The following is a 21,478-nucleotide window of genomic DNA, read 5'->3' as shown; positions in this document are numbered from 1 at the left end:
TCCGCGCGTTGGGCCTGTAACTACATGCAGTTTGCAAAGGAGACATCATGTCCGCGCCGAACACGAACCTCGAAACGCAGAGAAAACGCCATATCGGGCCCCTCGTCGGGATTGCCTTGGCCGTGGGCTTCGCCGCGTTTCTGTTTCTGGCGTATCTCTTCTTTCTGGCGGATGAGGGCACGCCGCCGGTGGAACCCGAAACCCAGATCGATGGACGAACGGGCGCCGTGATCGAGAACTGACGCCCCCAACAGGTGAGATCGCAAAGGCCGGAGCACAGCGCTCCGGCCTTTTTTCGTGGCGGAAAGGAACCGGTCTGAGGACGGGGCGTTAACCTTTCATCTTCCAAACACAAGGAAACGTCCCATGGATATGACCCAGCTCGTTGTCATTCTGTTTCTGGTCACCGCCTTTGCTGTGATCGCCTTCGCGCTCTCCAGCAAGTACAAGGTTGAAAAGCGCATGGAGGACCCCAATGCGCCGAAATCTAGCCTCGCCAAGGATGGTCCGGATCATCGCAACGCGGAAACGACAAACTGACGTCCGGCCAAGATCGCCGCGCAAGGAAAAACCCTCCCGCCGCAAGGCAGGAGGGTTTTTTTGTTCGTCAGAGTTCAGTTTGCTAGTCGGCAGGCTTGGCAACTTCGGCGCGGGTCTGGGCCCAGGCGAGCATCGTGAAGACGACTGTTCCGCCCACGACATTGCCGAGCAGGACCGGCAGGAAGAACCAGAACACCGCCCGCAGGACCCCGAGATCACCGCCGAGCATGGCATAGGCCATTTCGACCGAGCCCGCGATGATGTGCGTGAAGTCCCCGAGCGCGATGAGCCATGTGATCAGCAGGATCAGCCACAATTCACCACCGCGGGCCATCGGCATCATCCACACCAGAGCGGCGATCAGAACACCGGCGGGAATACCGCGGGCGAAGCCTTCGATCATGCCCATCCCAGTCGCGTGGGCGCTGAGCTCTGCCACGGCGGTCGCCACCTCGTCGCTCAGGACAGGGGCCACCTGCAGAAAACCCCCTGCGATGAACGCGCCGACCACATTCGCCAGCAGAACGATGCCCCAGAGTTCCGCCGTGCGCTTGTAAAGGTTGTCGCAAGGATTGATGAGCACCGGCACGACCGTCGTGATCGTGTTCTCGGTGAACAGCTGCATCCGTCCCAGAATAACCAGCACAAAGCCCAGCGAATAGCCGAAATTCTCGATGATATAGGCCCATTCCGCATCCGGCAGATGGGACCGGAGCAGCGCCTCCCCCAACACGGAAAACGAGATCAGGATGCCGGCGGCGATCCCGGAAAACCACAGCGCCACATTGGGGCGGCTCAACTCCTCCTCGCCGCTTTGCCGGATCGTTTCGAACAAAAGCCGCGAGGGCATCGCAGAGGCTTCTTCCACCAGCCGCTGCTCGTGCGGTGTTTCCGTCAGTGGCTCGGCCGTCGTGGTCGGGTCAACGCTTTGGGACATATACGTGGCTCCTGCATGGTGGATGTCACAAGACAAACCAACCAAAGCGCCACTTCGTTCCAAGATATAGGGAACCCGGGGTAACCGCCGCGCGTTGCAGGTGCAATGCTGAACCCCCCTTTCCCTGTTTCACCGGCCCGCGAGGCCCGGTCATGAGCACGATCACCCGCGACGGTTCCTCGGGGAGCGACACGCTCATTCAGCGCGCGCGCCCGGCGATTGTCCTCATCACGATTTCCAAGCATGCCCCGGCCTGCGCTGTCGTGTTCCTCCCACCCGCGATCTGGGCGGGGGTCGAAGGGTCATGGGACCTCGCGGCTTGGATGTTGCTGGCCGCGACCCTTTCGATGCTGGGCTGGATTGCCAGCTATGGCCGCGCGTTGCCGCGTGATCTGCGCAAGGTGGAAGCGATGGTCAGTGTCGCGCTCTTGTTCGCGCTGGTGCCGGTCTTGGCTGTCCCGTCCTTCATGACGCTTGGAATGCCCCCGGTGGACGCCCTGTTCGAAGGCATGAGCGCGATCACGACCACGGGCCTGTCCGTCGCGCGCGACCCGGACAGCTGGCCGTTTTCGGCTCATGTCCTGCGATCCTGGATGCAGTGGTGCGGGGGGCTGGCCATGGCCACGGCGGTACTGGCGCTGCTGGTCTCGCCGGGGCTTCCGGCGCGAAAACTGGGCGATGCGGGGATGGACAGCGACGATCGGATTGCCTCCACCCGGACGCAGGCGCGCCAACTCCTCGGGGTGTATTTCGGTCTGACCCTGGTCCTGAGCGCCCTGACCGCACTTGTGATCCCCGACGCCAAGGAGGCGTTGGTCCTGACCTTGTCGGCGATTTCAACCGGCGGGTTCGCCCCCCGATCCGACAGTCTGGCAAGTTACAGCCTGTTGGGGCAATCGATGGTCATTCTGTCCTGCACTGTGGGGGCGGTCTCGCTTCTGTTCTACGTCTATCTTCTGCGTGGACGTGTTGGTGAGGCGTGGCGTCTGGGCGCGGCGCAACGGATGCTGCGCGCGCTTCTCTTTCTGGGTGCCTCGGCACTCGTTCTGCAGCTGCCATGGGGCGGGGCGATATCGGCCGATGCCTTCCTCGATCTGGTGTCCGGGGCCACGACGGCGGGATTTTCGACCGGACCCATGCCTACGGGCGGGCCTTTCCTGATCTTGCTGCTCATCGCGATGGTTATGGGGGGGGACGTGGGCTCGACCGGCGGCGGGATAAAGCTGATGCGCGTCGGTCTGTTGCTGCGCGGCGTGCGCCACAGTCTGAGCACCGCACGGCTTCCGGATCGGGCGGTGGCGCCCCTGCGGCGCCGGGGGAGGCCAGTATCGGATGCTGTGCTGATCAGCCTGCTCGCGCTGCTCGTCCTCTATTTCGGGACGATGCTGGCGGTGTGGAGCCTGTTTCTCGCGCATGGTCACCCCGGCTTGCCCGCCTTGTTCGACACGATCTCGACCCTGTCCACGGTTGGCCTGTCCACCGGGATCGTCGGGGCGGATCTCAGCCCGGATCTCAAACTTGCCCTGACCCTGGCCATGTGGCTCGGGCGGCTCGAATTCATCGCGGTGCTCGTCCTCGTTCTGCCGCGCACCTGGTTCAGAAAGAGGTAGTCATCATGCGTATCGTCATCGTCGGCGGCTCCAAGTTCGGGGTCGCCACCGCCGAAAGACTGATCGAGCTCAACCACGAGGTTGTGCTGATCGACCGCGACCGGGAACGGCTCGAACGCCTGGCCGAGCGGCTCGATTGCGGGATGATCGAAGGGGACGGTACCCTGCCGACCACCCTGCGGGAGGCGTTTTCCAGCGAGAAGGACAATCTGATCGCGCTGACCAACGCCTCGGACGATAACATCCTCGCGTCACTGGTGGCACGGTCCATCGGATATGGTCGGGTCGTCCCGCAGATCGTCTCGCCCGAACTGCTCGATGTGTGCCACGAATTGCAGCTCGATGATGTGATTACCCCCCATGCGACCGTGGCGGAGAGCATCTGCCACGGGCTGGAGGAACGCGCCGAGATCGTCGAGGAGACCAGCCTGCAGGCCGAGTTGCGCTTGCGGCGGATGACCCTGCCGGACAGGACGGAGGACACGATCCTCGCGGACCTGCCCCTTCCGGAGGACGTGAGGGCCGTGGCGCGGATCCGGGAGGGACACGAAAAACTGGCATCGGCAGAAACGGCCCTGACTGCGGGCGATTGCCTCCTTCTGGCGGGTCCGCCGGTCACGCTGGATACCCTTGCGGACAGTATTTTTGCTCCCTGACCGGGAACCCTCGCGTTAATGGCGCGTTCATCTTTCAACACACCGAAGTTCCGCCCATAGCCGAAAGCTGAGACCCGATGCCCGATCATGGCAGCCAGATCAAGGATGATGACACCTACGACGCGCTCCGGCGCGAGGGTGCCTCCAAAGAGAAGGCCGCGCGGATCGCGAATGCACAGGCCGCCAGTCGGCAGGGCGACACGGAAAACCCCGCGTCCAAAGGCGGGAAGGCCCCTCCCTATGAGGAGTGGCATAAAACCGAGCTCTATGACCGGGCAAAGGCGCTCGGCATTCCAGGCCGCTCGGACATGTCCAAGGCAGAGCTGATCGACGCCCTGCGCAACCATTGAGGAGACAATGAGTTTTCAAGTCGGACAGAAAGTCGCCTGGGACTGGGGGAATGGCACTGCCGAAGGCAAGGTCACCCAGATCTTTACCCGCAAGGTCAAGCGAACGATCAAGGGCACCGAGGTTACGCGCAACGGCTCCTCGGATGACCCGGCCTTGCTTATCAAGCAATCCGACGGCGACGAGGTGCTCAAGAGCAGCGCCGAAGTGCGCGCAGCCTGAATTCAGCGAAAGGAGGCCCCCATGGGCATCGAAATTACCGGACTCGGAGGACTGATCCTCCTTGCACTCAACATCTGGGCGTTTGTCTCGATCATCGGCTCTACCGCGAGCACGGGGTCCAAGGTGCTGTGGTGCCTGCTGGTGCTGGTTCTACCGCTGCTCGGCTTCCTTATCTGGCTGTTTTTCGGCCCCCGCAACGCCCGGGGTCCTGCCTGACACCTGAGGTTCTCGCGCCAGAGCTGCCCATCGCGCGCGAGCCGGCAAGCCGACGTCCCCTTCCTGTTGCTTGCCAAATACCTGACCTCCCCTTCGGGGGAGGTTTTTTTATGCGATCTGGTTGGGAGCAGGTCGGGTCGAGGCGCACACCGTCGGAGCCTGGCCGCAGAATGGCCCGCCACGTGGTTGCGGCGGGCCGTCTCGTTCCGTGGTGTCAGATCAGCGGTCGTCGCTGGACTTCCGGCTCGTCGACCATGCCGCACGCGGCCAGCGCCTCGGCATCCTGGATCTTCAACAGACCATCGCGCCAATCAGCGAGCCCGCGTTGGCGCAGGACGGCAAGCGTCTTGTTCGTATGCACCAGAGACAGACCCAGCGCATCCGCGAGATCCTGCTGCTTGTAGGGCAGGGGGCATTCATGTTCCTTCGCGAGCCCAATCGCCTTGGCCCGCGAGAAGAAGCGGTAAAGCGCCCAGGCAATCTTCTCCAACGCACCCTTCTGGCCCACACTGGCCAGAGCTTCGCCCAGGAACCGCTCTTCGACGGCGGCGAGGAAGGTGAGATCATAGGCCCGCTCGGGATGAGATTTGAACAGGTTCCAGATCTCGGTGCGATTGAAGACGCACAGGGTCATGTCCGTGGTGCTCTCCACGGAGTGGTGCATCTGGCCCATGACGCTGGCCTGAAGACCGATAAAGTCCCCGGGCAGAACGAAACTTACGACCTGCCGGCTGCCATCGGCCAATGTCTTGTAGCGTAGCCCGTGGCCCGAGAGACATGTATAAAGCTGTGCCGCGTTCGACCCCTCGATCAGAAGTTGAGTCCCTGCGGAAACCTTCATCTCACCCGTCTTGAACTTGCGCATGAAGGCGATTTCGTCATCGTTGATCTGCGTGAACAGAGGTTTCTTGCGCAACGGGCATGCGGAGCAATCAACTGTCATTTTCGTGTTCCTGTATGTCGTAGATTAATGCGCGGTCGAGTGGGGCATGCGATGGTGTCACGTGTCGGCGATCTGGAGAGTCTATATGCAACCTGCGCCGCGCGCTTTGATTTTGTCGACCAATGCGGTCGAAGCTCAGGACCTGGCGGAGATGCTGGACACATTCTTCGGAATGACCAGTGCCGTATGCCGCTCCTTGGATGCAGCACATGACATTGCGCGGACCCATCTGGCGACGCTCGAAGTCGCCTTTGTCGCCGCGTCGCTCAGGGCCGCAGATCAGGGCAACCTGGTGGCCAAACTGAAGGCGGCGCAAAGCAAGGTGGTCCTGATCGATGCCGATCCCGGACTGGCTGACATGCTGGGCTTCAACGCGCTGTTGCGCCCCTTTCTCGCCGAGGATGTACGCGCCGCCCTGGAAGACTAGGCGCATAGGCTTGCTCGGGGCCCCGAACGGCGCGCGAACTGTTCGGCGGAGCGTCCGCGCTCTTGCGAGCGACGTCGGGATGAACGACGATCATATCTATCTCCTTTAAAGATACTACGCGTAGTCCGGATGAGAGTTCCCGGAACCTTTCCGTTTTTCGGACGTTTCGTCGTCGGAGACACGAGGGTGTGAAAGGAACTGTGATGTCAGCTTGGGCCCTTGTGTTTTTCTGTGCGGCGACTGTCTCCGCAGTTTTCGGATTTACGGAAATCGCCGAAGCCTCTACCGGGATCGCCAGGATCTTGTTCGGCGCGTTCGCGGTGCTCTGCGTGCTGTCGCTGGTCGCACATGTCCTTGTCGGGGATCAGAAAAAGCGACCGAGGGCCGGAAACCGGCTCCTTTCCAAACAGGAGAAACCATGAACCGCAGAGATGCGCTGACAGACGTGTTCATGACTGGGATCCACCGACCGACCGACGAGACATCGAATTTTCGACAGGCGGTTGAAGGCGTCGCGCGGGACGTGTTGACGATCAAGAAGAACGACGGCGCCTTCGCGTCGGCGCGGGTTCTATCGCGTCTGGCTGAGCCCGATCAGGTTCTGTCCTGTCGCGTCACCTGGGAGGGAGACACGGGCGGGACCCTTCATGCGCCCGATGGCCTGTCCGCCGAGGCGGTGGGCTGGGAACAGGCGCGCAAGGCGGCTGGCGAGGATATGGCTTCGCCGCCCCCGGGCTTTGGCGCCAGCTATCGGGAGGGAGCCTCCCCCTGGGAGATCGAAGCCGACATCGCGCTGCCGTGTGCCACGCAAAACGAGATCGATGCCGCCGAGGCGCAGACCCTTTTGGCCTCGGGCGTCGCACTGATCGCGGAGGACGCGAACATGCCCTTGACCCATGAGGCCGAGGAGGTGTTGAGCGCCAAGGGCCCTTCGGTCGCGCCCGGCAAGGCCGCAAATGCGGGAGGGGTCGCCGTCAGTGGCCTCGAGATGAGCCAGAACGCCATCCAGCGCAGCTGGACAGCAGAGCGGGTCGACCGAGACCTGCGAGACATCATGCAAAGCATTCACGATCAGATTGCCGCGGAAGGCCGCTCTGGCGCGGTGATCGATCACAGGCGCGGTGCAAGTATCGCCGGCTATTGCAGGCTGGCCAAAGCCATGTCGGCACAAGGAGTTATCTGATGGAAACAACCGCGCAACAGACCCGCCAGGGGGCCGAGCTCCTGATCGACGCGCTTGAGGCCGCGGGGATCGACACTGTGTTCGGTGTTCCGGGCGAGGAAACCACGGCGCTGATGAGCGCTGTGTCGGCCAGTGACCTGAACTTCGTGCTGTGCCGGCACGAGCAAGCCGCTGCCTTCATGGCGGGCGTCCATGGCCGCCTGACAGGGCAGCCAGCCGTCTGCCTCGCCACACTCGGGCCGGGCGCGACCAATCTCGTGACCGGCGTTGCTGATGCGACGCTCGATTTCGTGCCGATGATCGTGATCACCGGACAGGGGGCGTTGGACCGGCTGGGCCGCGAAAGCCACCAGATCATCGATCTCGAGGCCTTGTTCGCGCCCGTCACGAAGCAGAGCAAGACCCTGCTGAATGCAGAGAGTATTCCCGGCGCGGTTGCCGAGGCCGTTCGGATTGCGCGGGCGGAGAAGCCCGGCGCCGTGCATCTGTGCCTGCCCGAAGACGTCGCCAGCGCGCAGAGCTCGGCCCCCATTGTGATGACGCCGCCGCCTGGCTCCCCGTTGCCGGACGAGACCGCGCTGCAACAGGCGTGTGATCGGATCCGTCAGGCGGACCGGCCGGTACTGCTTGTCGGGGCAGGGGCGCTGCGGGCGCAGGCCGCCGCAGCCACGCGCCAGTTTGCCGAGGCGACCGGGATTGCCGTGGTCACAAGTTTCATGGCGAAAGGTATCCTGCCGCCGGATCATCCGCTTTCCCTGTTCTCTGTGGGACAGCCCGAGGGCGATTATATCGACATGGGGCTCGAGGCCGCGGATCTGATCCTGTCGGTCGGGTTTGACCCCGTCGAGTACCCCTTGTCGGACCTCACGCGAGACGGGGTGACGCCCGTGGTCCATCTGGGCGAGACCGACGCCCCGGCCGATGCAGGATGGCAGGTGACCGCGCAGGCAACCGGGTCTCTGACCGCAAGCCTGGAGGCGCTCTGTGATCTGCTGGACGGGCACCGCTGGGAGATGCCGAGCACCTTTGCGGCGGTGCGGGACGGCATGCAGAAAACCATGGCCCGCTCTCATACGGTCTCGCCGAAGGGTCCCATCGCTCCGCAGGATATCTGTGCCGAGATCACCGCACAGCTGTCGCCCGATGATACGGTTCTGTCCGGGGTCGGGTTGCACAAGCTCTGGGTGGCGCGGCACCTGCTGCCCAAACGGCCGGGTCAGGTCATCATTCCCAACGGCTTGGCCGGCATGGGGCTGGCCCTCCCCGGCGCAATGGCTGCCGCGCGCCTGCAGTCCAAGGGGCGGGTGCTGGCAATTTGTGGCGATGGCGATGTTCTGATGAATGTGCAGGACATGGAAACCGCCGCGCGTCTCGGACTCGATCTGACCGTGTTGGTCTGGGAAGATGGCGGTTACGCCCTGATCGACGAACATCAGGACAAAGAGGAGGGCGAGACACCCGAATTCCGGTTCGGCAGTCCCGATTGGGGACGGCTTGCCAAAGCGTTCGGCTGGAGCCACGGCGCGGTCACTGGATTGGCGGATCTGGCGGAGGTCTTGCGTGCGGCACAGGACTGCGCGGGACCTACGCTGATCTCGTTGCAGGTCGATTACGACGCGGGGGGTGGCCTTCCCGGGATCAGAAAGGCGGCCTGATGGGGAACTCGTTCCGGGTTCGGACGTTGGTTTTCTGAACAAATAAAGGAGACACCCATGTCCGAAGCGTTGAAAGTCATTCCCTCTAGCGATGATGTCTCGACCGGTGTGCGCGACACGCAAACCATTGCGAGTGGTCTCGCGGATGTCCTGTCGGACACCTACCGACTGATCTTCAAGACCCATGCAATCCACTGGAATGTCGAAGGCCCGCTCTTCTATTCTGTCCACAAGCTGACCGAAGAGCAGTATGAGAACATGTTCTCGGCCGCCGATGAACTGGCGGAGCGGATGCGGTCGCTGGGCGAGTTCGCCCCGATGCAATTGGATGCTTTGATGGAGCGTTCGCGCGTCAAGGACGCTCATCAGGAGATGTCGGCCCAGCAGATGGTCGAAAGCCTGGCTGCGGATCACGAGCTGATCGCGCACCGCCTGCACGCGCTGATCCAGTTGGTCGGCGAGCGCCAAGACCCGGTGACGGAAGACCTCGCCACCGAGCGGAGCGCCTTCCACGAGCAGGCCGCCTGGATGCTGCGCGCGCTCAGCAAGTAACAGAGCCAACGAAAAAAGCCCCGCTTAATGGCGGGGCTTTTAACGATCTTGGGCGAGGATCAGGCTTTCAGGGTCTCTGTCGAGGCAAAGAACATCGCCTGACTGACCGCAGAGCGCACCTGCTCTTCGGAGTATGGTTTGGAGATGAGAAATGCTGGCTCCGGGCCTTCGCCGGTCAAGAGCCGCTCAGGGAAGGCGGTGATGAAGATCACAGGCATATCGCCGTCGCGTTCAAGGATGCGGTTGACCGCGTCGATGCCACTGGATTTGTCCGCGAGTTGGATGTCGGACAGGATGAGATCGGGTTTGTCTTCGGCCGCCAGATCAAGCGCACGACTCTCGGTCCGCGCAACGCCCGTGACCTGGTGCCCCATCTCAGAGACGATCCCTTCGAGATCTGTAGAGATGATGACCTCGTCCTCGATGATCATGACCTTGCCACTGATCAGCTTGGCCATTTCGGCATAGGCGATATTGACCAGTTCACTGACTTCGCCTTCCGAGCGGCCCATGATGGAGGCAAGCTCGGGCATGTCGAACCCTTCTACCGTGTGCAACAACAGCGCTTCACGCGTGTTTGGTGTCAGATGCGTCAAATGCGCCGAAGCGGTTCCGGCTGGTCCGCTGTCCAGGGTGGGGTCTTCGATCTGAGCGCTGCTGCTCGACCAAATGGCGTGAAACACTCTGAACAGGCCCGCCTTGGCGCCATGACCGGCGTCATAGAGCGTTGGGTCCGTCAGAATTGTCTCGAGTGTCACTGCCGCATAGGTATCCCCGGAGTTTGTGCTTCCTGTCAAAGCGCGGGCATAGCGTCGCAAGTAAGGCAAGTTTGCACCGATTTGTTCTGACAGCGAAGTGTCTGCGGTTTGAGACATTGATCCCTCTTATTTTGAAAGCGCACGGTCACGTGCTATTTTTTTGACGTGAGTCGGGAACCAAACGCGTGGTCCAGCGTTTAGGTTCCACACAAACGCGCATGGGCCTAATAAAAGTGACACATCCAAATCTGATGCCAAAACGAAATTCAACACTCGACGACCAGATCGATGAGAACCTCAAAAAAGCATACAGCGATGTGCTGAATGAAGAGGTCCCTGACCGGTTGATGCAATTGCTTGAACAGCTCAAGTCGCAGGACAAGAAGACGCCCTCCGGAGACGTCTCATGAGCGGGGCGCCGGAGATGGACCCGCGCGACGAGCTCGTCGAACATCTTTCCGCCATGCGCGCCTTCGCTTACAGCCTGACGCGAAACTCGGCGACGGCGGATGACCTGGTGCAGGATACGCTCGTGAAGGCGTGGACGAATATCGAAAAATTTCAGGTCGGGACGAACATGCGCGCGTGGCTCTTCACGATCCTTCGGAATACGTTTTATTCGATGCGCCGCAAGCGCAAGCGCGAGGTCGAAGATGGCGAAGGCGAACTGGCTGGTGCACTGGCGCAAAAGCCTGACCATGACGGGCGACTGCAAATGCGCGAGTTCAACCGGGCATTTGCGAAACTTCCCGACGAGCAGCGCGAGGTTCTGATCCTCGTAGGGGCCGGGGGCTTTTCCTACGAAGAAGCCGCCGATATGTGCGGGGTCCGGGTGGGCACCGTGAAAAGCCGGGTCAACCGTGCACGCAATCGCCTCGCCGAGATGCTGGACATCTCGGAAACCGACGCAATGGAAATGACCGACAGCGTCACCCATGGCATCGTGGCGGAGAACCAAAGCGCAGCCTGAATGTCACTGTCCTCTTTTTTCGGCGCTCTGCCCACGCGTTTGATCGCGCTCATGACGCTTGCGTTGTTCCCACTCGGAATGATCTCGCTCTACCAGACACGCAGTGTGGTGGAGCGGGCCGACGACCTTGCCCGCTCGGCCCTGATCGCCGAGACCGAGCGGGCCGTCGATGCAGAGCGACGGATCCTGCTTCAGGCAGTCGGGGCGGGGGCCGGGTTGGGCGCCGCGATCGGACCTTTGTCGGAAGACCCCGCGCGGTGCAGCGAAATCCTGAGTGACTTCATCGTGCAAAACCCCCACGTGGCCTTTGTCGGCTACCTGCCGCTGGATGGTTTCATGGAGTGCTCCAGCACGGGGGATCCCTTCGACTTCTCCGAGTTTCCGGGCTTCGCGACGGCGATTTCGAGCCAGAGGCTGAATTTTGAGGTCAACGAATCCGGCGCTGTGAGCGGACAATCCGTGATGATCGCCAACGTCCCGGTCTATTGGGCTGGTGCGTTCAGTGGGTTCATTTCAATGTCGATCCCGCACAAGATCGTCGACAACGAGCCTTCCAGCGCCGCGAGCCAGGAAGATGCGCGCACCTTGGTACTCAACCGCGATGACGAGATCATTTCCGCCAGCGGTGGTCTGGATGGCGCGGAGAGGTACTTGCCCGTGGGCTACTCGTTGACGGAACTGCGGTCCAAGGCTGGAACGACATTTCGCGCGGACACGGTCGAGGGCGATCCACGAGTGTTTGCCACCTTTACGGTTCTCGAGGACGAAGTCGTCGTGCTGGGGAGCTGGCCGGAGGAGGCGCTGGGTGTTGGGCAAGGCGCGAACCAAGGGCTTTTGACCATTCTGTTCCCCATTCTGATGTGGTGCGCGGGCATCGTGGTCGCCTTCTTTGGCTTGCACCGGATGGTGATCCGAAACATTCACGCCCTGCGGGATGCGACGCGTCGGTTTGCCTTGGGCGAGCGGGGGCGGAATTTGCTCAAGATGGAAAACCCGTCTCAGGAGTTCGAAGAGGTGCAGCGCGCCTTTAACCGGATGACGCGCATTATCGGCGATGCCGAAGCGCGCCGGGAGCAAGATCTCCATGACAAGGAAGTACTGCTGCGCGAGGTGCATCATCGCGTGAAGAACAACCTGCAACTGATTGCATCCATGATGAATATGCAGACCCGTACGGTGAAGACCGCCGAGGCCAAGCGCGTGTTGCAGGGGCTGCAGCGGCGGGTGCAGGGGCTCGCAGCGATCCACCGGACCCTCTACACGACGCCCGATATGACAACGGTCGATGTGGCCAGCCTGGCAGAGGAGATGGTGACCGAGGTCACAGGGCTCGCCGGGGCAAGCAATGAGCGGCTGAAGATTACCCGCAATCTCGAACCCATGCAGCTCTACCCGGATCAGGCTGTGCCTTTGTCGATGGTGCTGTCAGAGATGCTGACCAATGCGGTGAAATATACCGGGTCCAAAGAAGGACAGCATCCGGAGATCGAAATCGGTCTGGCGCGGGATCCTGTGGGCGACGTCATCCTCTCCGTGGAAAACACCAAGGGGGACCGCTTTGACGCGGAAGATCCCAGCGAGAATACTGGTATCGGGTCCCGCCTCATGCGGGCTTTCGTGACCCAGCTTGAGGGGAAACAGGACGTCACCGAAGACGACACGCGGTACTGCATGACGGTGCGGTTCCACCCGACGGGGTTTGCTCAGGATGCCGCCTAGCCCGGAGGCGAATCCCGCCCCATTTCAGGTTCTCATTACCGCCGCGCAGGCGTGGCCGGCCTTCGAGCAGGCGATCCTGTCCGCCGAGCGCGAGATCCTGATGGGGTTTCGGATCTTCGATCTTGCTACCAAACTGCGGAGCGACGCAGCCCGGGCCATCGGCGAGGACTGGTTCGATCTGCTGGCGCATAAGCTGGGCCAAGGGGTGCGCATCCGTCTGGTCGTCAGCGATTTCGATCCGGTGATGGGGGAAGAGCTTCACCACCTGTCGATGTCCACGCTGCGGCAGGGCGCGGCCCTGCGGGAGGTGGCTGGGCCAGCGGCAGACCTGCATGTAGCGGCCGCGCTTCACCCCGCGCGTGCGGGGCAAATCTGGCGCTCGGTCCTCGGTCCTCTGGCGCGGAAGCAACGCAAGAAAACGCCTCCCTTTGCCACCGTGACCCAGCACCAGAAGCTCGCGACCATTGATCGCGAGTGGCTCTATATCGGCGGTCTCGATCTCAACGAGCGGCGCTTCGACACGCAGGCCCATGACCGACCATCCGACGAGACCTGGACGGATGTGCAGCTCTTGTTGCGGGGGCCAGAAGCCATCGAGGCGGCGGAGCATCTGGAAAGCTTCGTGGCGCAAACCCATGGAGCCCCGCCGCAGCGCGAGATGCAGTATCTCCGGCGAACGCTGTCCCGGCCCCGCGACCTGCAAACCTTTCACCTGTCGCCCAAGACGGTTCTGAGCGAGATCGAAACCGCGCATCTGGAGGGGATCCGCGACGCGCAGCATCTGATCTATATCGAGACGCAATTCCTGCGCTCGAGCCGCATCGCGCGCGCACTGGCCCGTGCGGCCATGGAAAAGCCGCTGCTGCGTTTGATTCTGGTCTTGCCGGCCATGCCCGACGATGTGGCGTTCGAGCATAATCGGGATCTGGATGCCCGCTATGGGCTCTGGCTAAGCCATCAGGCGCTCAAAAGGGTGAAGGAAGCCTTCGGCCCCCGGCTCAGCATTCTCAGCCCGGTCCGACCGCGCACAGCGCCGGGGGAGGGGCTCAACACATTGGCAGATGCCCCGATCATCTACGTGCATTCCAAGGTGTTCATCGCCGATGACAGGTTCGCCCTGGTCGGGTCGGCCAACCTCAATGGACGGTCCCTGCGTTGGGATACGGAGGCCGCGGTTGCCGTGCGGGATCCTGCCCGTGTGGACATGCTGCGCAGCGCGATTTGCGCGCATTGGTGGCGGGGGGCTGCCCCGGCGGAGGCACTGGATCTGCACGCGGCGCAGGGCTGGTGGCGGGACGCGGCGCATGACAATTTGCGCACCGCTCCGAGCCAGCGATACGGGTTTCTCGTACCCCATGATCGCGACCGCGCACCGGACCTCCGCGTACCGCTGCCCGGGATCACCGAAGACATCGTCTAGCACGGGCGACGGAACCGACCACGCTCCGCACCCGTTAACACTCTGACGCGTGCAACGAAGAGGAGCTTATGATGAATTGGGACCAGATCCAGGGCAATTGGCAAAAGATCAAGAACCGCATCAACGCCGGGACACAGGATGCAACGGGCCAGACGCCTGATCGCAACCAGTTGCAAACCCTGCTTGAGCCGGAGTACGGCGCGGGAAAGCCCGCAGCGGAAGCCACGCTGCAGGCGTGGAAAGACAAGGCCTGAGCCATGTCAGAGAGTTATGAAACATCCCATGAAGCCATGACCGAGCTTTGGTCCGAGCTGGACGCCTGTCGCATCGGTATGCTCTGGATGCCCGATAGCGGGCAGCATCCTCAACCCATGACCCATTTCGCGGATCCCGAGGCCCAGGCGCTCTGGTTCATCACGTCGGCAGACACGGATCTGGTGGCCGCGGTCAGTCACGGCGGACAGGCGCGCTATACGATGCAATCCGGCAAGGGCAATTACCACGCGAGCCTCACAGGCAGCCTCGTCGTCTATGACAGCGACGAGAAGATCGATGCGCTGTGGTCCATCGCCATGGCCGCGCGCTTTGAGCAGGGGCGCGAGGATCCGAAGGTCACGCTGCTGAAGTTCAGCCCGCGCGAAGCCGCAATCTGGGCGAGCGACGCCAACCCGGTCGTGGTCGGTGCCAGAATGGTGCAGGCGGCATTTTCGACCGATTGCGCCAGCCCGGAGATCGGACATCACCGTGTTCTGGATCTAGTCGTCCCGGCCTGATCCCGTCGCGATCGCTTGCACGCAGACAACGGCTTGGGCGGGCAGGAGGCCTCTGCTCACCACAAAGCAGCCCTCTTGCAAGCGTGGAAACACTGCCCGGTCACGGCGCGCTGCGGTGGAACGTTTTAACGGTTCCGGACGTTGAGCTTTCAACGAAACCAATCACCGAAGGAGTTACCATGGACATCATCCGCATCATCCTCGCCCTGCTCTTGCCGCCTCTGGGCGTGTTCATGCAGGTGGGACTGGGTAAGCACTTCTGGTTGAATATCCTGCTGACGCTGCTGGGCTACATCCCCGGCATCGTGCATGCCGTCTGGATCATCGCCCGAACCGGTGAGCGTGGCCGTGCCTGATCTTACCGCAGACCAGATCGCCCGCCTCGACCGGCTGGCCCATGGGCTGGATGCCCGGTTCCGGCTTCCGGTGCTGGGCTGGCGGTTCGGCTGGGACAGTGTGGTCGGGCTCATCCCCGGCCTCGGCGATATCGTGACCTTCGGCCCGGCGCTGTACCTCATCTATCAGGGGCACAAGCTGGGCGCGCAGAAGTCGACACTTGTCCGTATGGGGGTCAACAGCGGTCTCGATTTCGTCGTAGGGGGCGTGCCGATTTTCGGCGACATTTTCGATGCGAGCTTCAAGGCCAATATGCGGAATGTCAGGCTCCTGAAAGAAGACCTGTCGGAGCAATTGCAAGCGCAGGAACGACGCGAGGCCCTGTACCCGTCCTCGGTCCGGGCCTGAGAAATCTGGCGACGCGCGCCCCGACTGGACGCGAAGGCCTCGACGGCGCGGGAGCTTCGCCAAGCGGCCCTTGGTTGTCGCAGCGCGCTACTCGCGTTCGCATAGGGCGGCTCGCGCCTGTCCTTGCGTCCCGGGCTTACCGTATGTGGTCCCGTGCGACGCGCATCTCGGCAAGGCAGCTGGACTGCCAGCCGCCGCGACCGACCTTCAAAAAAATTTTCTTGTCTCGGGAACCATCCCCGGCACCTTGAGCGTTGTCTTTTCACAACAATCGGAGGCGCGGTCGGTGTCATCCGGTGGATCACGGGAGCCAGTTTCATGCCTAGCCTGACCAACATGCGTGATAGATCATGAGCGACGGAATGCGCACCGAGCGCCGGGGCGCTCACGCGGACGTCGCGCACGTTCTAAGTGCCGCCGTCGGCCGTTCAGTTGCGACGCTTCGAGATCATCGGTCCCCGACACTACCCCACCTCCCATCAGTTTCAGGTTCTAGCGGCGGAGCATAATCATGCGCGATCTTCATCTCGAACTGGAGGAGTATGGCGCCTCCGACATGCGGCCCATCGGCTTTTTTGTTCAAGACGGTCTGTCCGACCATGCCTTGCGTGTCACGCGCATCATCGACGCGCTTCCCCCGAGCCGCCCCGTGACCGTCTTCTGCCCCGACCCGGCGCTGATGGCCGAGGTTGAGGGGCGCGCAGAGGTGATAGCCCTTCCATCGTTTTCAATCAGCACTGGCAAGCACGTCGGTCATGCCGTTATGCCGGGGGTCGATGCGGGGTTCTCACTGGGGCAGGGGCCGATGATGGCATCGCTCATTCGCGCCGACTTGAATGCCCTGACCCGCTGGTTCGACCGGGCAAATCCTGCCCTTTTGATGATCGATGAGAGCGCCGAGATCGCCCGGCTTGCCCGCCGATGCGACGTCCCGCATGTGGTGGCTTTAAAGCACGGGATGCGGCAGGATGAGGCCCATGACGAGATGTTCTCGGGGGCCGAAGGACTGCTGGCGCCGTTCCACAAGACCCTTGCGCAACCGGATTGGTCCCATGACTGGACCGGCAAGACCCATTTCGCGGCAGGTCTGGAGCGTCTGCAACGCGTGCCAGAGCGGCAAGCCGCTCGGCGCAGCCTGAACCTGCCGCAGGATGCAACGGTCATTCTCGCCCTGACAGACCCGACCACGCAGCCGATGCAGTACGCAGCGGTGATTGCGGGTGCAAGGGCAGTGTCCGACTGTGTGTGGCTGCTGGCCGGTGGTGGGGCTGCGGCGGGCGATCCGTCCAATCTGCGCCGGATGTCCGGAGATGTGACGCATGAGACGCAGATCGCTGCGGCAGATCTGGTTATCTCCAATGCTGGTGATGTGATTTCGGCAGAGATCCTGTCGGCGCGGAGGCCATGGATCGTGGTCCCGGAATGGAGCCTTTGTGATGTGCAGATCGAAAAGGCGCGCGCCCTGTCGAAGGTCGGCGCGGCGCATATGCGGCATCAACTCCCAGGCTATGAGGCCGGCTGGCGGCAGACGCTCGACATCGCCACGCAGCTCCACGATCCCGCACGGCAAGCCGCATTGGACCATGCCGGTGCCGCGGCGGGCGTCGCCGCCTGGCTGGAGGGGCGGGCCGCCGAGCGAAATGCACCAGTGCATCCCATGCTGCCCGCGATCGATCACATGATCCCGGTGCGGCAGGTCGCGGACGCGCTTGCCTGAGACCGACAGCGCGCCCCTTGGCGCCCCGTGGCAGCTTATCCCCGCACGGCGGGGCTGCCCATAGAATGAAAGTTTACCCATGATCCGCGTTGTCTTTGGCGCACTGCTCGCCCTGCTTGTCGCCACGTTCGCCCATACGGCCGCAGCCCAGGCCGTGCCCGAGACCGAACAGACCGGCAGCACAATCGAGGTCGGGGAAACCGCACCAAGCGACGGCGAGATCCGGACACGGATCATCAACCTGCTCGCGCAGATCGACGCGTTCGAGAATGTGCGCGTGAATGTGACCGAAGGGGTCGTACGCCTGAACGGTGACGTCATCGACAACGCAGCACAGGACCAGCTGACATCGCTGGTCAATCGCGTGTCCGGTGTTGTTGCCATCGAGAACCGGGTGACCGTCAGCGGCTCGCTGGAAGAGCGGCTGGCGCCGGCTGCGGAACGGATCATCGAGCGTAGCCAGAACCTGTTGGCATCGGCACCGATCTTTCTCGTCGCGGTAACGGCCTTTCTGGTCGTGGCTGCGGGCGGTTGGCTGCTGACAACGCGCATTCCGATCTGGACCTGGCTTGCGCCGAACCGCTTCATCGCAGATGTGTACCGGGCCGTTGCGCGGATCGGCTTCATCCTGTTGGGGGTGGTGCTGGCGCTCGACATTTTGAATGCCACGGCGCTGATCGGGGCGGTGCTCGGCGCGGCGGGTGTGGTTGGGCTCGCGCTGGGTTTTGCCGTGCGCGACACGGTGGAGAACTTCATCGCTTCGATCCTGCTGAGCCTGCGCCAGCCGTTTCGCCCGAACGATTTTGTGGATATTCAGGGGGATATGGGCACTGTCGCGCGGCTTACCTCCCGGGCGACGATCCTGATCTCGCCGGAGGGCAACCATATCCGCATTCCCAACGCGACCGTGTTCAAGGGGCGGATCGTGAACTTCACGCGTGATCCGCAACGGCGGTTCAGCTTCGATCTCGGGGTGGATGCGGATGCAGATCAGGCCGGCGCGCTTGCAACCGCCGTCGGGGCGCTCCAGGGGCTACCCTTCATCCTGCGCGATCCGGAGGTCAGCGCCTGGGTGAGCGAAGTGGGCGACTCAAACGTGATCCTCACCTTCACCGGCTGGGTCGATCAGAACGCCGTCAGCTTCGCCAAAGCGCGCGGCGAGGCGATCCGCACGGCCAAGTCCGCCCTGGAATCCGCGGGCTTCGGTCTGCCGGAGCCGATCTACCGCGTGCGTCTTGACGGTGCCGGACAGCTTGGCGGCGCGCTTGCCGAAGAGTCGCGCGAGGTTGGCACCCCAGCGCCCGCAACAGACAGAGGTTCGCCCGCCCGAGCCACACCAGCCACAACGCCAGCGCAGCTTCCGCAAGCGGCAGATCCCACACGCAAGGAGGATGCCAGCACCGAGGCGGCAGAGCGCGAACGGGCTGGCCAGAAGACCGAAGACAACCTTCTGGATGCATCGCGGCAAGCCGAATAGCGGTCCCTGGCCTTGCTCCCTTCGAAGGAAATGTGACGCAACAACTGAGTTTGCCCCTGCTTCGGGGCTGACCCGTGGGGACCATCTGGGCAGCGACAGGCCATTGTTGCGAGTGAACCAACAGAAGTCTTCCTCGGCAGTGGCTGACATCCGGTACAATCGGAAGATACTTATTTGTAATCGTCGAGAGTCAGAGTCTGTGCATGGATATGAAGGCCGGCTGTCTCTCCGCCATCCACCCCTCCATCCCCCAGCTTCATTTTTTGTTACCGCCCTGTTGCGGGGCAGGCTTCCGCGCGCGCGGGCTCTTGCGCTGGTTCTGTCGCTCGGCGCACCATGACCGCTCCGGAGCAGGAGCGTGCCGCGTGGGCCGACTGAAGTTTTTCAAGGCGTATGATATTCGGGGGCAGGTCGGAGAGGATCTGACCGAGGCGTTTGCCTATGGGCTGGGCCGGGCCGCGGCGGCGGAGCTGTCGGCGGCGCAGGTTGTGATCGGACGCGACGTGCGCGCCTCTTCGCCCGCCTTGTCCGAGGCGCTGGCCCGGGGTCTGCAAAGTGCGGGATGCAGTGTGCTCGATCTCGGGCTCTGCGGCACGGAAGAGGTCTATTTCGCCACGGACCACTACCGGGCCCAGGGCGGGATCATGGTCACGGCGTCCCATAATCCGATTGGTGATAACGGGTTCAAGCTGGTCGGGGCGGGTGCCGCCCCGCTGCCCGAGGCGCAGTTCCGCGCCATCGAGGCCAAGCTTGGCGAGGGGAGGGGCCGGGCTGCGAGCGCGCCCGGGTCCTACCGCGCCGTGGACTGCCGCGCGGCCTATGTCGCCCGTATTCTGTCCTTTGTCGAGCCTGCGACGCTTGCCCCGCTGCACCTCTTTGCCAATGGCGGGCATGGGGCGGCGGGCCCGACCTTTGACGCGGTGGTGGCGGGGCTGGAGGTGCAGGGCGCGCCCTTGCGTGTCACGCGCGGCCATCACGCGCCTGACCCGGCCTTTCCGGCGGGGATTCCGAACCCGATGCTGCCGGAGAACCAGCCGCTGACCGGGGCACCGACCCGCGCCGCCGGGGCGGATCTGGGCGTGTCCTGGGACGGAGATTTCGACCGGTGCTTCTTCTTTGACCACACCGGGGCCTTCGTGCCCGGGGAGTATGTCGTGGCCGTGCTTGCCCAAGCCATGCTGGCCCGGACGCCCGGGGCGCGGATCGTCCATGATGCGCGGGTCGCGTGGAACACCCAGCGCGTCGTGCGGACCGCCGGGGGGGTGCCCGTGATGGGGCAGACGGGTCATGCCCTGATGAAGGCATTGATGCGGGCGGAGGGGGCGGTCTATGGCGGGGAGCTGTCGGCGCATCACTATTTCCGCGACTTCATGTATTGCGACAGCGGCATGATCCCCTGGCTTTTGATGCTGGCGCAGATCTCGGCCTCGGGTCAGAGCCTGCAACAGAGCTGCGCCGAGATGCGCGCGCGGCACCCGTCCTCGGGCGAGCTCAATTTTCGCGTCGCCGATGCGGATCGGGCGATGGCAGAGGTGCTGGCGCGGCTCGGCCCGGACGCGGTCGGGATCGACCATACGGACGGGCTGAGCCTGAGCTTTGCAGAGTGGCGCGCCAATCTGCGCCGGTCAAACACCGAGGCGCTGTTGCGGCTGAACGTCGAGGCGCGGGATGACGCGGATCTCGTGGCCGCGCAGGTGGCCCGGATCACCGAGATCCTGCGCCCCTTTGCGGCGCAAGATGCGGCTCAGTAGACCGGCGGCGAGACGATCCAGATCACCGTGGCCGGGGCGTCATAGGGGTTGCGCCAGAGATAGGCGTCATCGGAGAACTGAAAGCTGTCGCCCGTCGCGAGGGTGAACCACGCGCCCCCCAGTTGCAGGTCGAGCTGACCGTCGATCACCACGCCGCCATCCTCGCGGCCCTTGGTGCTGATCAGGGTTTCGCAGGCGGAATGGGCCGAGAAGGTTGAGTGGATCATCTCGAAATTGCCATTCAGGTTCGGCGAGAGCAGCCGTTCGCGCAGCCCGCTTTCCTCGGATCCGATGGGCTCGGCCATGTCGCCCCGCACGATCAGGCCGCGCTCTTCCTCGGATTGCGAGGCCGAGCGGAAGAAGAAGCTGATCGGAACCTCAAACTCTGCCGCCAGTGCCGAGAGATCCTGAATCGACGGGGCGGTCTGTCCGCGTTCCACCTGGCTGAGCCAACCGACGGAGCGCCCGACCGCATTGCACAGCGCCTGAAGGGTCCAGTTCCGGGATTTCCGCAGGGCGCGGATGTCTTCTCCGATATGCAGTGTCATGCTGAGGACCGGTTCCGTGTCTGGATGAAATTTGGGCTTTAGAGGGTCTCTAGCGCAGGCGCAGTGAAGGAATCCAGAATTTTCCACGCCGATGTGAAAAAATGATTTGAAATTTCATTTCGGTCTGTGGCAACGAATGCGCAAGCAACGGGCATTTGCACCGCAGAGCGCAGTGCAGGACCCGGCACACCGATTGGGAGATCGCCTCGTGCACAGAGCACCGCATCTGACAGCCTCGCCGCCCGGCGCCGCGCCAGCCCCGGCCCAGCCTCAGGGCAGGGCGGCGCACGCCGGGGCGATCTCCCGCTTCCG

At 63.0% G+C, this 21,478-nt stretch carries 27 protein-coding genes; 23 read left to right on the top strand and 4 right to left on the bottom strand.

The genetic code is table 11. From position 1 onward, the window contains the following. Positions 1-47 precede the first annotated feature (47 nt). Together ACP150_RS11565 and ACP150_RS11560 are read left to right on the top strand one after the other, a co-directional pair. A complete protein-coding gene (locus ACP150_RS11565; protein WP_424966790.1) occupies positions 48-242 on the top strand; it encodes a hypothetical protein in 195 nt (64 codons plus the stop codon). Positions 243-366: 124 nt separating this feature from the next. After that, the gene (locus ACP150_RS11560) at positions 367-540 is read left to right on the top strand and encodes a hypothetical protein (protein WP_424966789.1); all 174 of its coding nucleotides are present in this window, start codon (positions 367-369) and stop codon (positions 538-540) included. Positions 541-622: 82 nt separating this feature from the next. Here the strand turns inward: ACP150_RS11560 and ACP150_RS11555 are convergent, their stop codons facing one another. Further along, the gene (locus tag ACP150_RS11555) at positions 623-1,477 is read right to left on the bottom strand and encodes a formate/nitrite transporter family protein (protein WP_424966788.1); all 855 of its coding nucleotides are present in this window, start codon (positions 1,475-1,477) and stop codon (positions 623-625) included. A gap of 152 nt (positions 1,478-1,629) precedes the next feature. Between ACP150_RS11555 and ACP150_RS11550 the strand changes: the two genes are divergently transcribed. The 5 genes from ACP150_RS11550 (at position 1,630) to ACP150_RS11530 (ending at position 4,529) form a co-directional block, all read left to right on the top strand. After that, positions 1,630-3,087: a TrkH family potassium uptake protein gene (locus ACP150_RS11550; protein WP_424966787.1), complete on the top strand. Its 1,458-nt coding sequence runs from the start codon at positions 1,630-1,632 to the stop codon at positions 3,085-3,087. A 5-nt stretch (positions 3,088-3,092) separates the two neighbouring features. Beyond that, positions 3,093-3,743: a potassium channel family protein gene (locus tag ACP150_RS11545; RefSeq protein WP_424966786.1), complete on the top strand. Its 651-nt coding sequence runs from the start codon at positions 3,093-3,095 to the stop codon at positions 3,741-3,743. 77 nt (positions 3,744-3,820) lie between these two features. Further along, positions 3,821-4,093 carry a DUF7218 family protein gene (locus ACP150_RS11540; protein WP_424966785.1) on the top strand — a complete coding sequence of 91 codons (273 nt, stop codon included), beginning with the start codon at positions 3,821-3,823 and terminating at the stop codon, positions 4,091-4,093. Positions 4,094-4,100: 7 nt separating this feature from the next. Continuing rightward, entirely contained in the window at positions 4,101-4,313 is a 213-nt protein-coding gene (locus ACP150_RS11535) for a DUF2945 domain-containing protein (protein WP_424966784.1), read from the top strand. A 21-nt stretch (positions 4,314-4,334) separates the two neighbouring features. After that, positions 4,335-4,529 (top strand): PLDc N-terminal domain-containing protein, encoded by a 195-nt coding sequence (locus tag ACP150_RS11530; RefSeq protein ID WP_424966783.1) that lies wholly within the window; start codon positions 4,335-4,337, stop codon positions 4,527-4,529. Between the two features lie 214 nt (positions 4,530-4,743). On the opposite strand, the gene ACP150_RS11525 is transcribed toward ACP150_RS11530, so the two are convergent. Continuing rightward, the gene (locus tag ACP150_RS11525) at positions 4,744-5,472 is read right to left on the bottom strand and encodes a Crp/Fnr family transcriptional regulator (RefSeq protein ID WP_424966782.1); all 729 of its coding nucleotides are present in this window, start codon (positions 5,470-5,472) and stop codon (positions 4,744-4,746) included. A 61-nt stretch (positions 5,473-5,533) separates the two neighbouring features. On the opposite strand from ACP150_RS11525, the gene ACP150_RS11520 reads away from it, so the two are divergent. The 5 genes from ACP150_RS11520 (at position 5,534) to ACP150_RS11500 (ending at position 9,289) form a co-directional block, all read left to right on the top strand. Then, positions 5,534-5,899 (top strand): hypothetical protein, encoded by a 366-nt coding sequence (locus ACP150_RS11520; RefSeq protein WP_424966781.1) that lies wholly within the window; start codon positions 5,534-5,536, stop codon positions 5,897-5,899. A gap of 203 nt (positions 5,900-6,102) precedes the next feature. Beyond that, positions 6,103-6,321 (top strand): DUF1328 domain-containing protein, encoded by a 219-nt coding sequence (locus ACP150_RS11515; RefSeq protein ID WP_424966960.1) that lies wholly within the window; start codon positions 6,103-6,105, stop codon positions 6,319-6,321. Beyond that, the gene (locus tag ACP150_RS11510; protein WP_424966780.1) at positions 6,318-7,082 is read left to right on the top strand and encodes a hypothetical protein; all 765 of its coding nucleotides are present in this window, start codon (positions 6,318-6,320) and stop codon (positions 7,080-7,082) included. The genes ACP150_RS11515 and ACP150_RS11510 overlap by 4 nt, the downstream gene beginning before the upstream one ends. Continuing rightward, positions 7,082-8,737, top strand: coding sequence for an acetolactate synthase large subunit (locus tag ACP150_RS11505; RefSeq protein WP_424966779.1), 1,656 nt, complete (start codon positions 7,082-7,084; stop codon positions 8,735-8,737). Before ACP150_RS11510 ends, ACP150_RS11505 begins: the two co-directional genes overlap by 1 nt. Before the next feature lie 57 nt (positions 8,738-8,794). After that, positions 8,795-9,289 carry a Dps family protein gene (locus tag ACP150_RS11500; RefSeq protein WP_424966778.1) on the top strand — a complete coding sequence of 165 codons (495 nt, stop codon included), beginning with the start codon at positions 8,795-8,797 and terminating at the stop codon, positions 9,287-9,289. Positions 9,290-9,348: 59 nt separating this feature from the next. On the opposite strand, the gene ACP150_RS11495 is transcribed toward ACP150_RS11500, so the two are convergent. Beyond that, the gene (locus tag ACP150_RS11495) at positions 9,349-10,164 is read right to left on the bottom strand and encodes a response regulator (protein WP_424966777.1); all 816 of its coding nucleotides are present in this window, start codon (positions 10,162-10,164) and stop codon (positions 9,349-9,351) included. Positions 10,165-10,232: 68 nt separating this feature from the next. Between ACP150_RS11495 and ACP150_RS11490 the strand changes: the two genes are divergently transcribed. The 11 genes from ACP150_RS11490 to ACP150_RS11440 all read left to right on the top strand — a co-directional run bounded on the left by ACP150_RS11490 (position 10,233) and on the right by ACP150_RS11440 (position 20,618). Beyond that, positions 10,233-10,457 carry a NepR family anti-sigma factor gene (locus tag ACP150_RS11490; RefSeq protein WP_424966776.1) on the top strand — a complete coding sequence of 75 codons (225 nt, stop codon included), beginning with the start codon at positions 10,233-10,235 and terminating at the stop codon, positions 10,455-10,457. Further along, positions 10,454-11,017 (top strand): RNA polymerase sigma factor, encoded by a 564-nt coding sequence (locus ACP150_RS11485; RefSeq protein WP_424966775.1) that lies wholly within the window; start codon positions 10,454-10,456, stop codon positions 11,015-11,017. Before ACP150_RS11490 ends, ACP150_RS11485 begins: the two co-directional genes overlap by 4 nt. A 51-nt stretch (positions 11,018-11,068) precedes the next feature. Next, positions 11,069-12,736: a histidine kinase dimerization/phosphoacceptor domain -containing protein gene (locus ACP150_RS11480; protein ID WP_424966774.1), complete on the top strand. Its 1,668-nt coding sequence runs from the start codon at positions 11,069-11,071 to the stop codon at positions 12,734-12,736. Beyond that, positions 12,726-14,156 carry a phospholipase D family protein gene (locus tag ACP150_RS11475; protein ID WP_424966773.1) on the top strand — a complete coding sequence of 477 codons (1,431 nt, stop codon included), beginning with the start codon at positions 12,726-12,728 and terminating at the stop codon, positions 14,154-14,156. The genes ACP150_RS11480 and ACP150_RS11475 overlap by 11 nt, the downstream gene beginning before the upstream one ends. Before the next feature lie 71 nt (positions 14,157-14,227). Next, entirely contained in the window at positions 14,228-14,410 is a 183-nt protein-coding gene (locus ACP150_RS11470) for a hypothetical protein (protein ID WP_424966772.1), read from the top strand. Positions 14,411-14,413: 3 nt separating this feature from the next. Beyond that, on the top strand, positions 14,414-14,929 hold the full coding sequence (locus tag ACP150_RS11465) for a pyridoxamine 5'-phosphate oxidase family protein (RefSeq protein ID WP_424966771.1): 516 nt from the start codon (positions 14,414-14,416) through the stop codon (positions 14,927-14,929). 179 nt (positions 14,930-15,108) lie between these two features. Continuing rightward, the gene (locus tag ACP150_RS11460) at positions 15,109-15,285 is read left to right on the top strand and encodes a YqaE/Pmp3 family membrane protein (protein WP_424966770.1); all 177 of its coding nucleotides are present in this window, start codon (positions 15,109-15,111) and stop codon (positions 15,283-15,285) included. Continuing rightward, positions 15,278-15,673, top strand: a complete 396-nt coding sequence (locus tag ACP150_RS11455) for a DUF4112 domain-containing protein (RefSeq protein ID WP_424966769.1) — start codon at positions 15,278-15,280, stop codon at positions 15,671-15,673. The genes ACP150_RS11460 and ACP150_RS11455 overlap by 8 nt, the downstream gene beginning before the upstream one ends. 511 nt (positions 15,674-16,184) lie before the next feature. After that, the gene (locus ACP150_RS11450) at positions 16,185-17,390 is read left to right on the top strand and encodes a glycosyltransferase (protein ID WP_424966768.1); all 1,206 of its coding nucleotides are present in this window, start codon (positions 16,185-16,187) and stop codon (positions 17,388-17,390) included. A 79-nt stretch (positions 17,391-17,469) separates the two neighbouring features. After that, positions 17,470-18,867: a mechanosensitive ion channel domain-containing protein gene (locus tag ACP150_RS11445; RefSeq protein WP_424966767.1), complete on the top strand. Its 1,398-nt coding sequence runs from the start codon at positions 17,470-17,472 to the stop codon at positions 18,865-18,867. Positions 18,868-19,232: 365 nt separating this feature from the next. Further along, positions 19,233-20,618, top strand: coding sequence for a phosphomannomutase (locus ACP150_RS11440; RefSeq protein ID WP_424966766.1), 1,386 nt, complete (start codon positions 19,233-19,235; stop codon positions 20,616-20,618). On the opposite strand, the gene ACP150_RS11435 is transcribed toward ACP150_RS11440, so the two are convergent. Beyond that, complete coding sequence (locus ACP150_RS11435) at positions 20,612-21,166, bottom strand: helix-turn-helix domain-containing protein (RefSeq protein ID WP_424966765.1); 555 nt, start codon at positions 21,164-21,166, stop codon at positions 20,612-20,614. The two genes, ACP150_RS11440 and ACP150_RS11435, sit on opposite strands and share 7 nt — an antisense overlap. Between the last annotated feature and the right edge of the window lie 312 nt (positions 21,167-21,478).

The sequence above is a fragment of the Dinoroseobacter sp. S375 genome, assembly GCF_049800775.1.
Lineage (GTDB): Bacteria > Pseudomonadota > Alphaproteobacteria > Rhodobacterales > Rhodobacteraceae > Dinoroseobacter.
Note: the sequence above shows the minus strand (reverse complement) of the source record. Positions and strands in the feature narration are given on the sequence as shown.

Bases quoted from the DNA above. Each gene is read 5' to 3' on its own strand.
- ACP150_RS11465 (WP_424966771.1), top strand. From the start codon at position 14,414: ATGTCAGAGAGTTATGAAACATCCCATGAAGCCATGACCGAGCTTTGG.
- ACP150_RS11540 (WP_424966785.1), top strand. From the start codon at position 3,821: ATGCCCGATCATGGCAGCCAGATCAAGGATGATGACACCTACGACGCG.
- ACP150_RS11470 (WP_424966772.1), top strand. From the start codon at position 14,228: ATGAATTGGGACCAGATCCAGGGCAATTGGCAAAAGATCAAGAACCGC.
- ACP150_RS11495 (WP_424966777.1), bottom strand. From the start codon at position 10,164: ATGTCTCAAACCGCAGACACTTCGCTGTCAGAACAAATCGGTGCAAAC.
- ACP150_RS11450 (WP_424966768.1), top strand. From the start codon at position 16,185: ATGCGCGATCTTCATCTCGAACTGGAGGAGTATGGCGCCTCCGACATG.
- ACP150_RS11535 (WP_424966784.1), top strand. From the start codon at position 4,101: ATGAGTTTTCAAGTCGGACAGAAAGTCGCCTGGGACTGGGGGAATGGC.
- ACP150_RS11550 (WP_424966787.1), top strand. From the start codon at position 1,630: ATGAGCACGATCACCCGCGACGGTTCCTCGGGGAGCGACACGCTCATT.
- ACP150_RS11525 (WP_424966782.1), bottom strand. From the start codon at position 5,472: ATGACAGTTGATTGCTCCGCATGCCCGTTGCGCAAGAAACCTCTGTTC.
- ACP150_RS11555 (WP_424966788.1), bottom strand. From the start codon at position 1,477: ATGTCCCAAAGCGTTGACCCGACCACGACGGCCGAGCCACTGACGGAA.
- ACP150_RS11480 (WP_424966774.1), top strand. From the start codon at position 11,069: ATGACGCTTGCGTTGTTCCCACTCGGAATGATCTCGCTCTACCAGACA.
- ACP150_RS11505 (WP_424966779.1), top strand. From the start codon at position 7,082: ATGGAAACAACCGCGCAACAGACCCGCCAGGGGGCCGAGCTCCTGATC.
- ACP150_RS11560 (WP_424966789.1), top strand. From the start codon at position 367: ATGGATATGACCCAGCTCGTTGTCATTCTGTTTCTGGTCACCGCCTTT.
- ACP150_RS11485 (WP_424966775.1), top strand. From the start codon at position 10,454: ATGAGCGGGGCGCCGGAGATGGACCCGCGCGACGAGCTCGTCGAACAT.
- ACP150_RS11530 (WP_424966783.1), top strand. From the start codon at position 4,335: ATGGGCATCGAAATTACCGGACTCGGAGGACTGATCCTCCTTGCACTC.
- ACP150_RS11545 (WP_424966786.1), top strand. From the start codon at position 3,093: ATGCGTATCGTCATCGTCGGCGGCTCCAAGTTCGGGGTCGCCACCGCC.
- ACP150_RS11460 (WP_424966770.1), top strand. From the start codon at position 15,109: ATGGACATCATCCGCATCATCCTCGCCCTGCTCTTGCCGCCTCTGGGC.
- ACP150_RS11515 (WP_424966960.1), top strand. From the start codon at position 6,103: ATGTCAGCTTGGGCCCTTGTGTTTTTCTGTGCGGCGACTGTCTCCGCA.
- ACP150_RS11500 (WP_424966778.1), top strand. From the start codon at position 8,795: ATGTCCGAAGCGTTGAAAGTCATTCCCTCTAGCGATGATGTCTCGACC.
- ACP150_RS11445 (WP_424966767.1), top strand. From the start codon at position 17,470: ATGATCCGCGTTGTCTTTGGCGCACTGCTCGCCCTGCTTGTCGCCACG.
- ACP150_RS11565 (WP_424966790.1), top strand. From the start codon at position 48: ATGTCCGCGCCGAACACGAACCTCGAAACGCAGAGAAAACGCCATATC.
- ACP150_RS11475 (WP_424966773.1), top strand. From the start codon at position 12,726: ATGCCGCCTAGCCCGGAGGCGAATCCCGCCCCATTTCAGGTTCTCATT.
- ACP150_RS11510 (WP_424966780.1), top strand. From the start codon at position 6,318: ATGAACCGCAGAGATGCGCTGACAGACGTGTTCATGACTGGGATCCAC.
- ACP150_RS11435 (WP_424966765.1), bottom strand. From the start codon at position 21,166: ATGACACTGCATATCGGAGAAGACATCCGCGCCCTGCGGAAATCCCGG.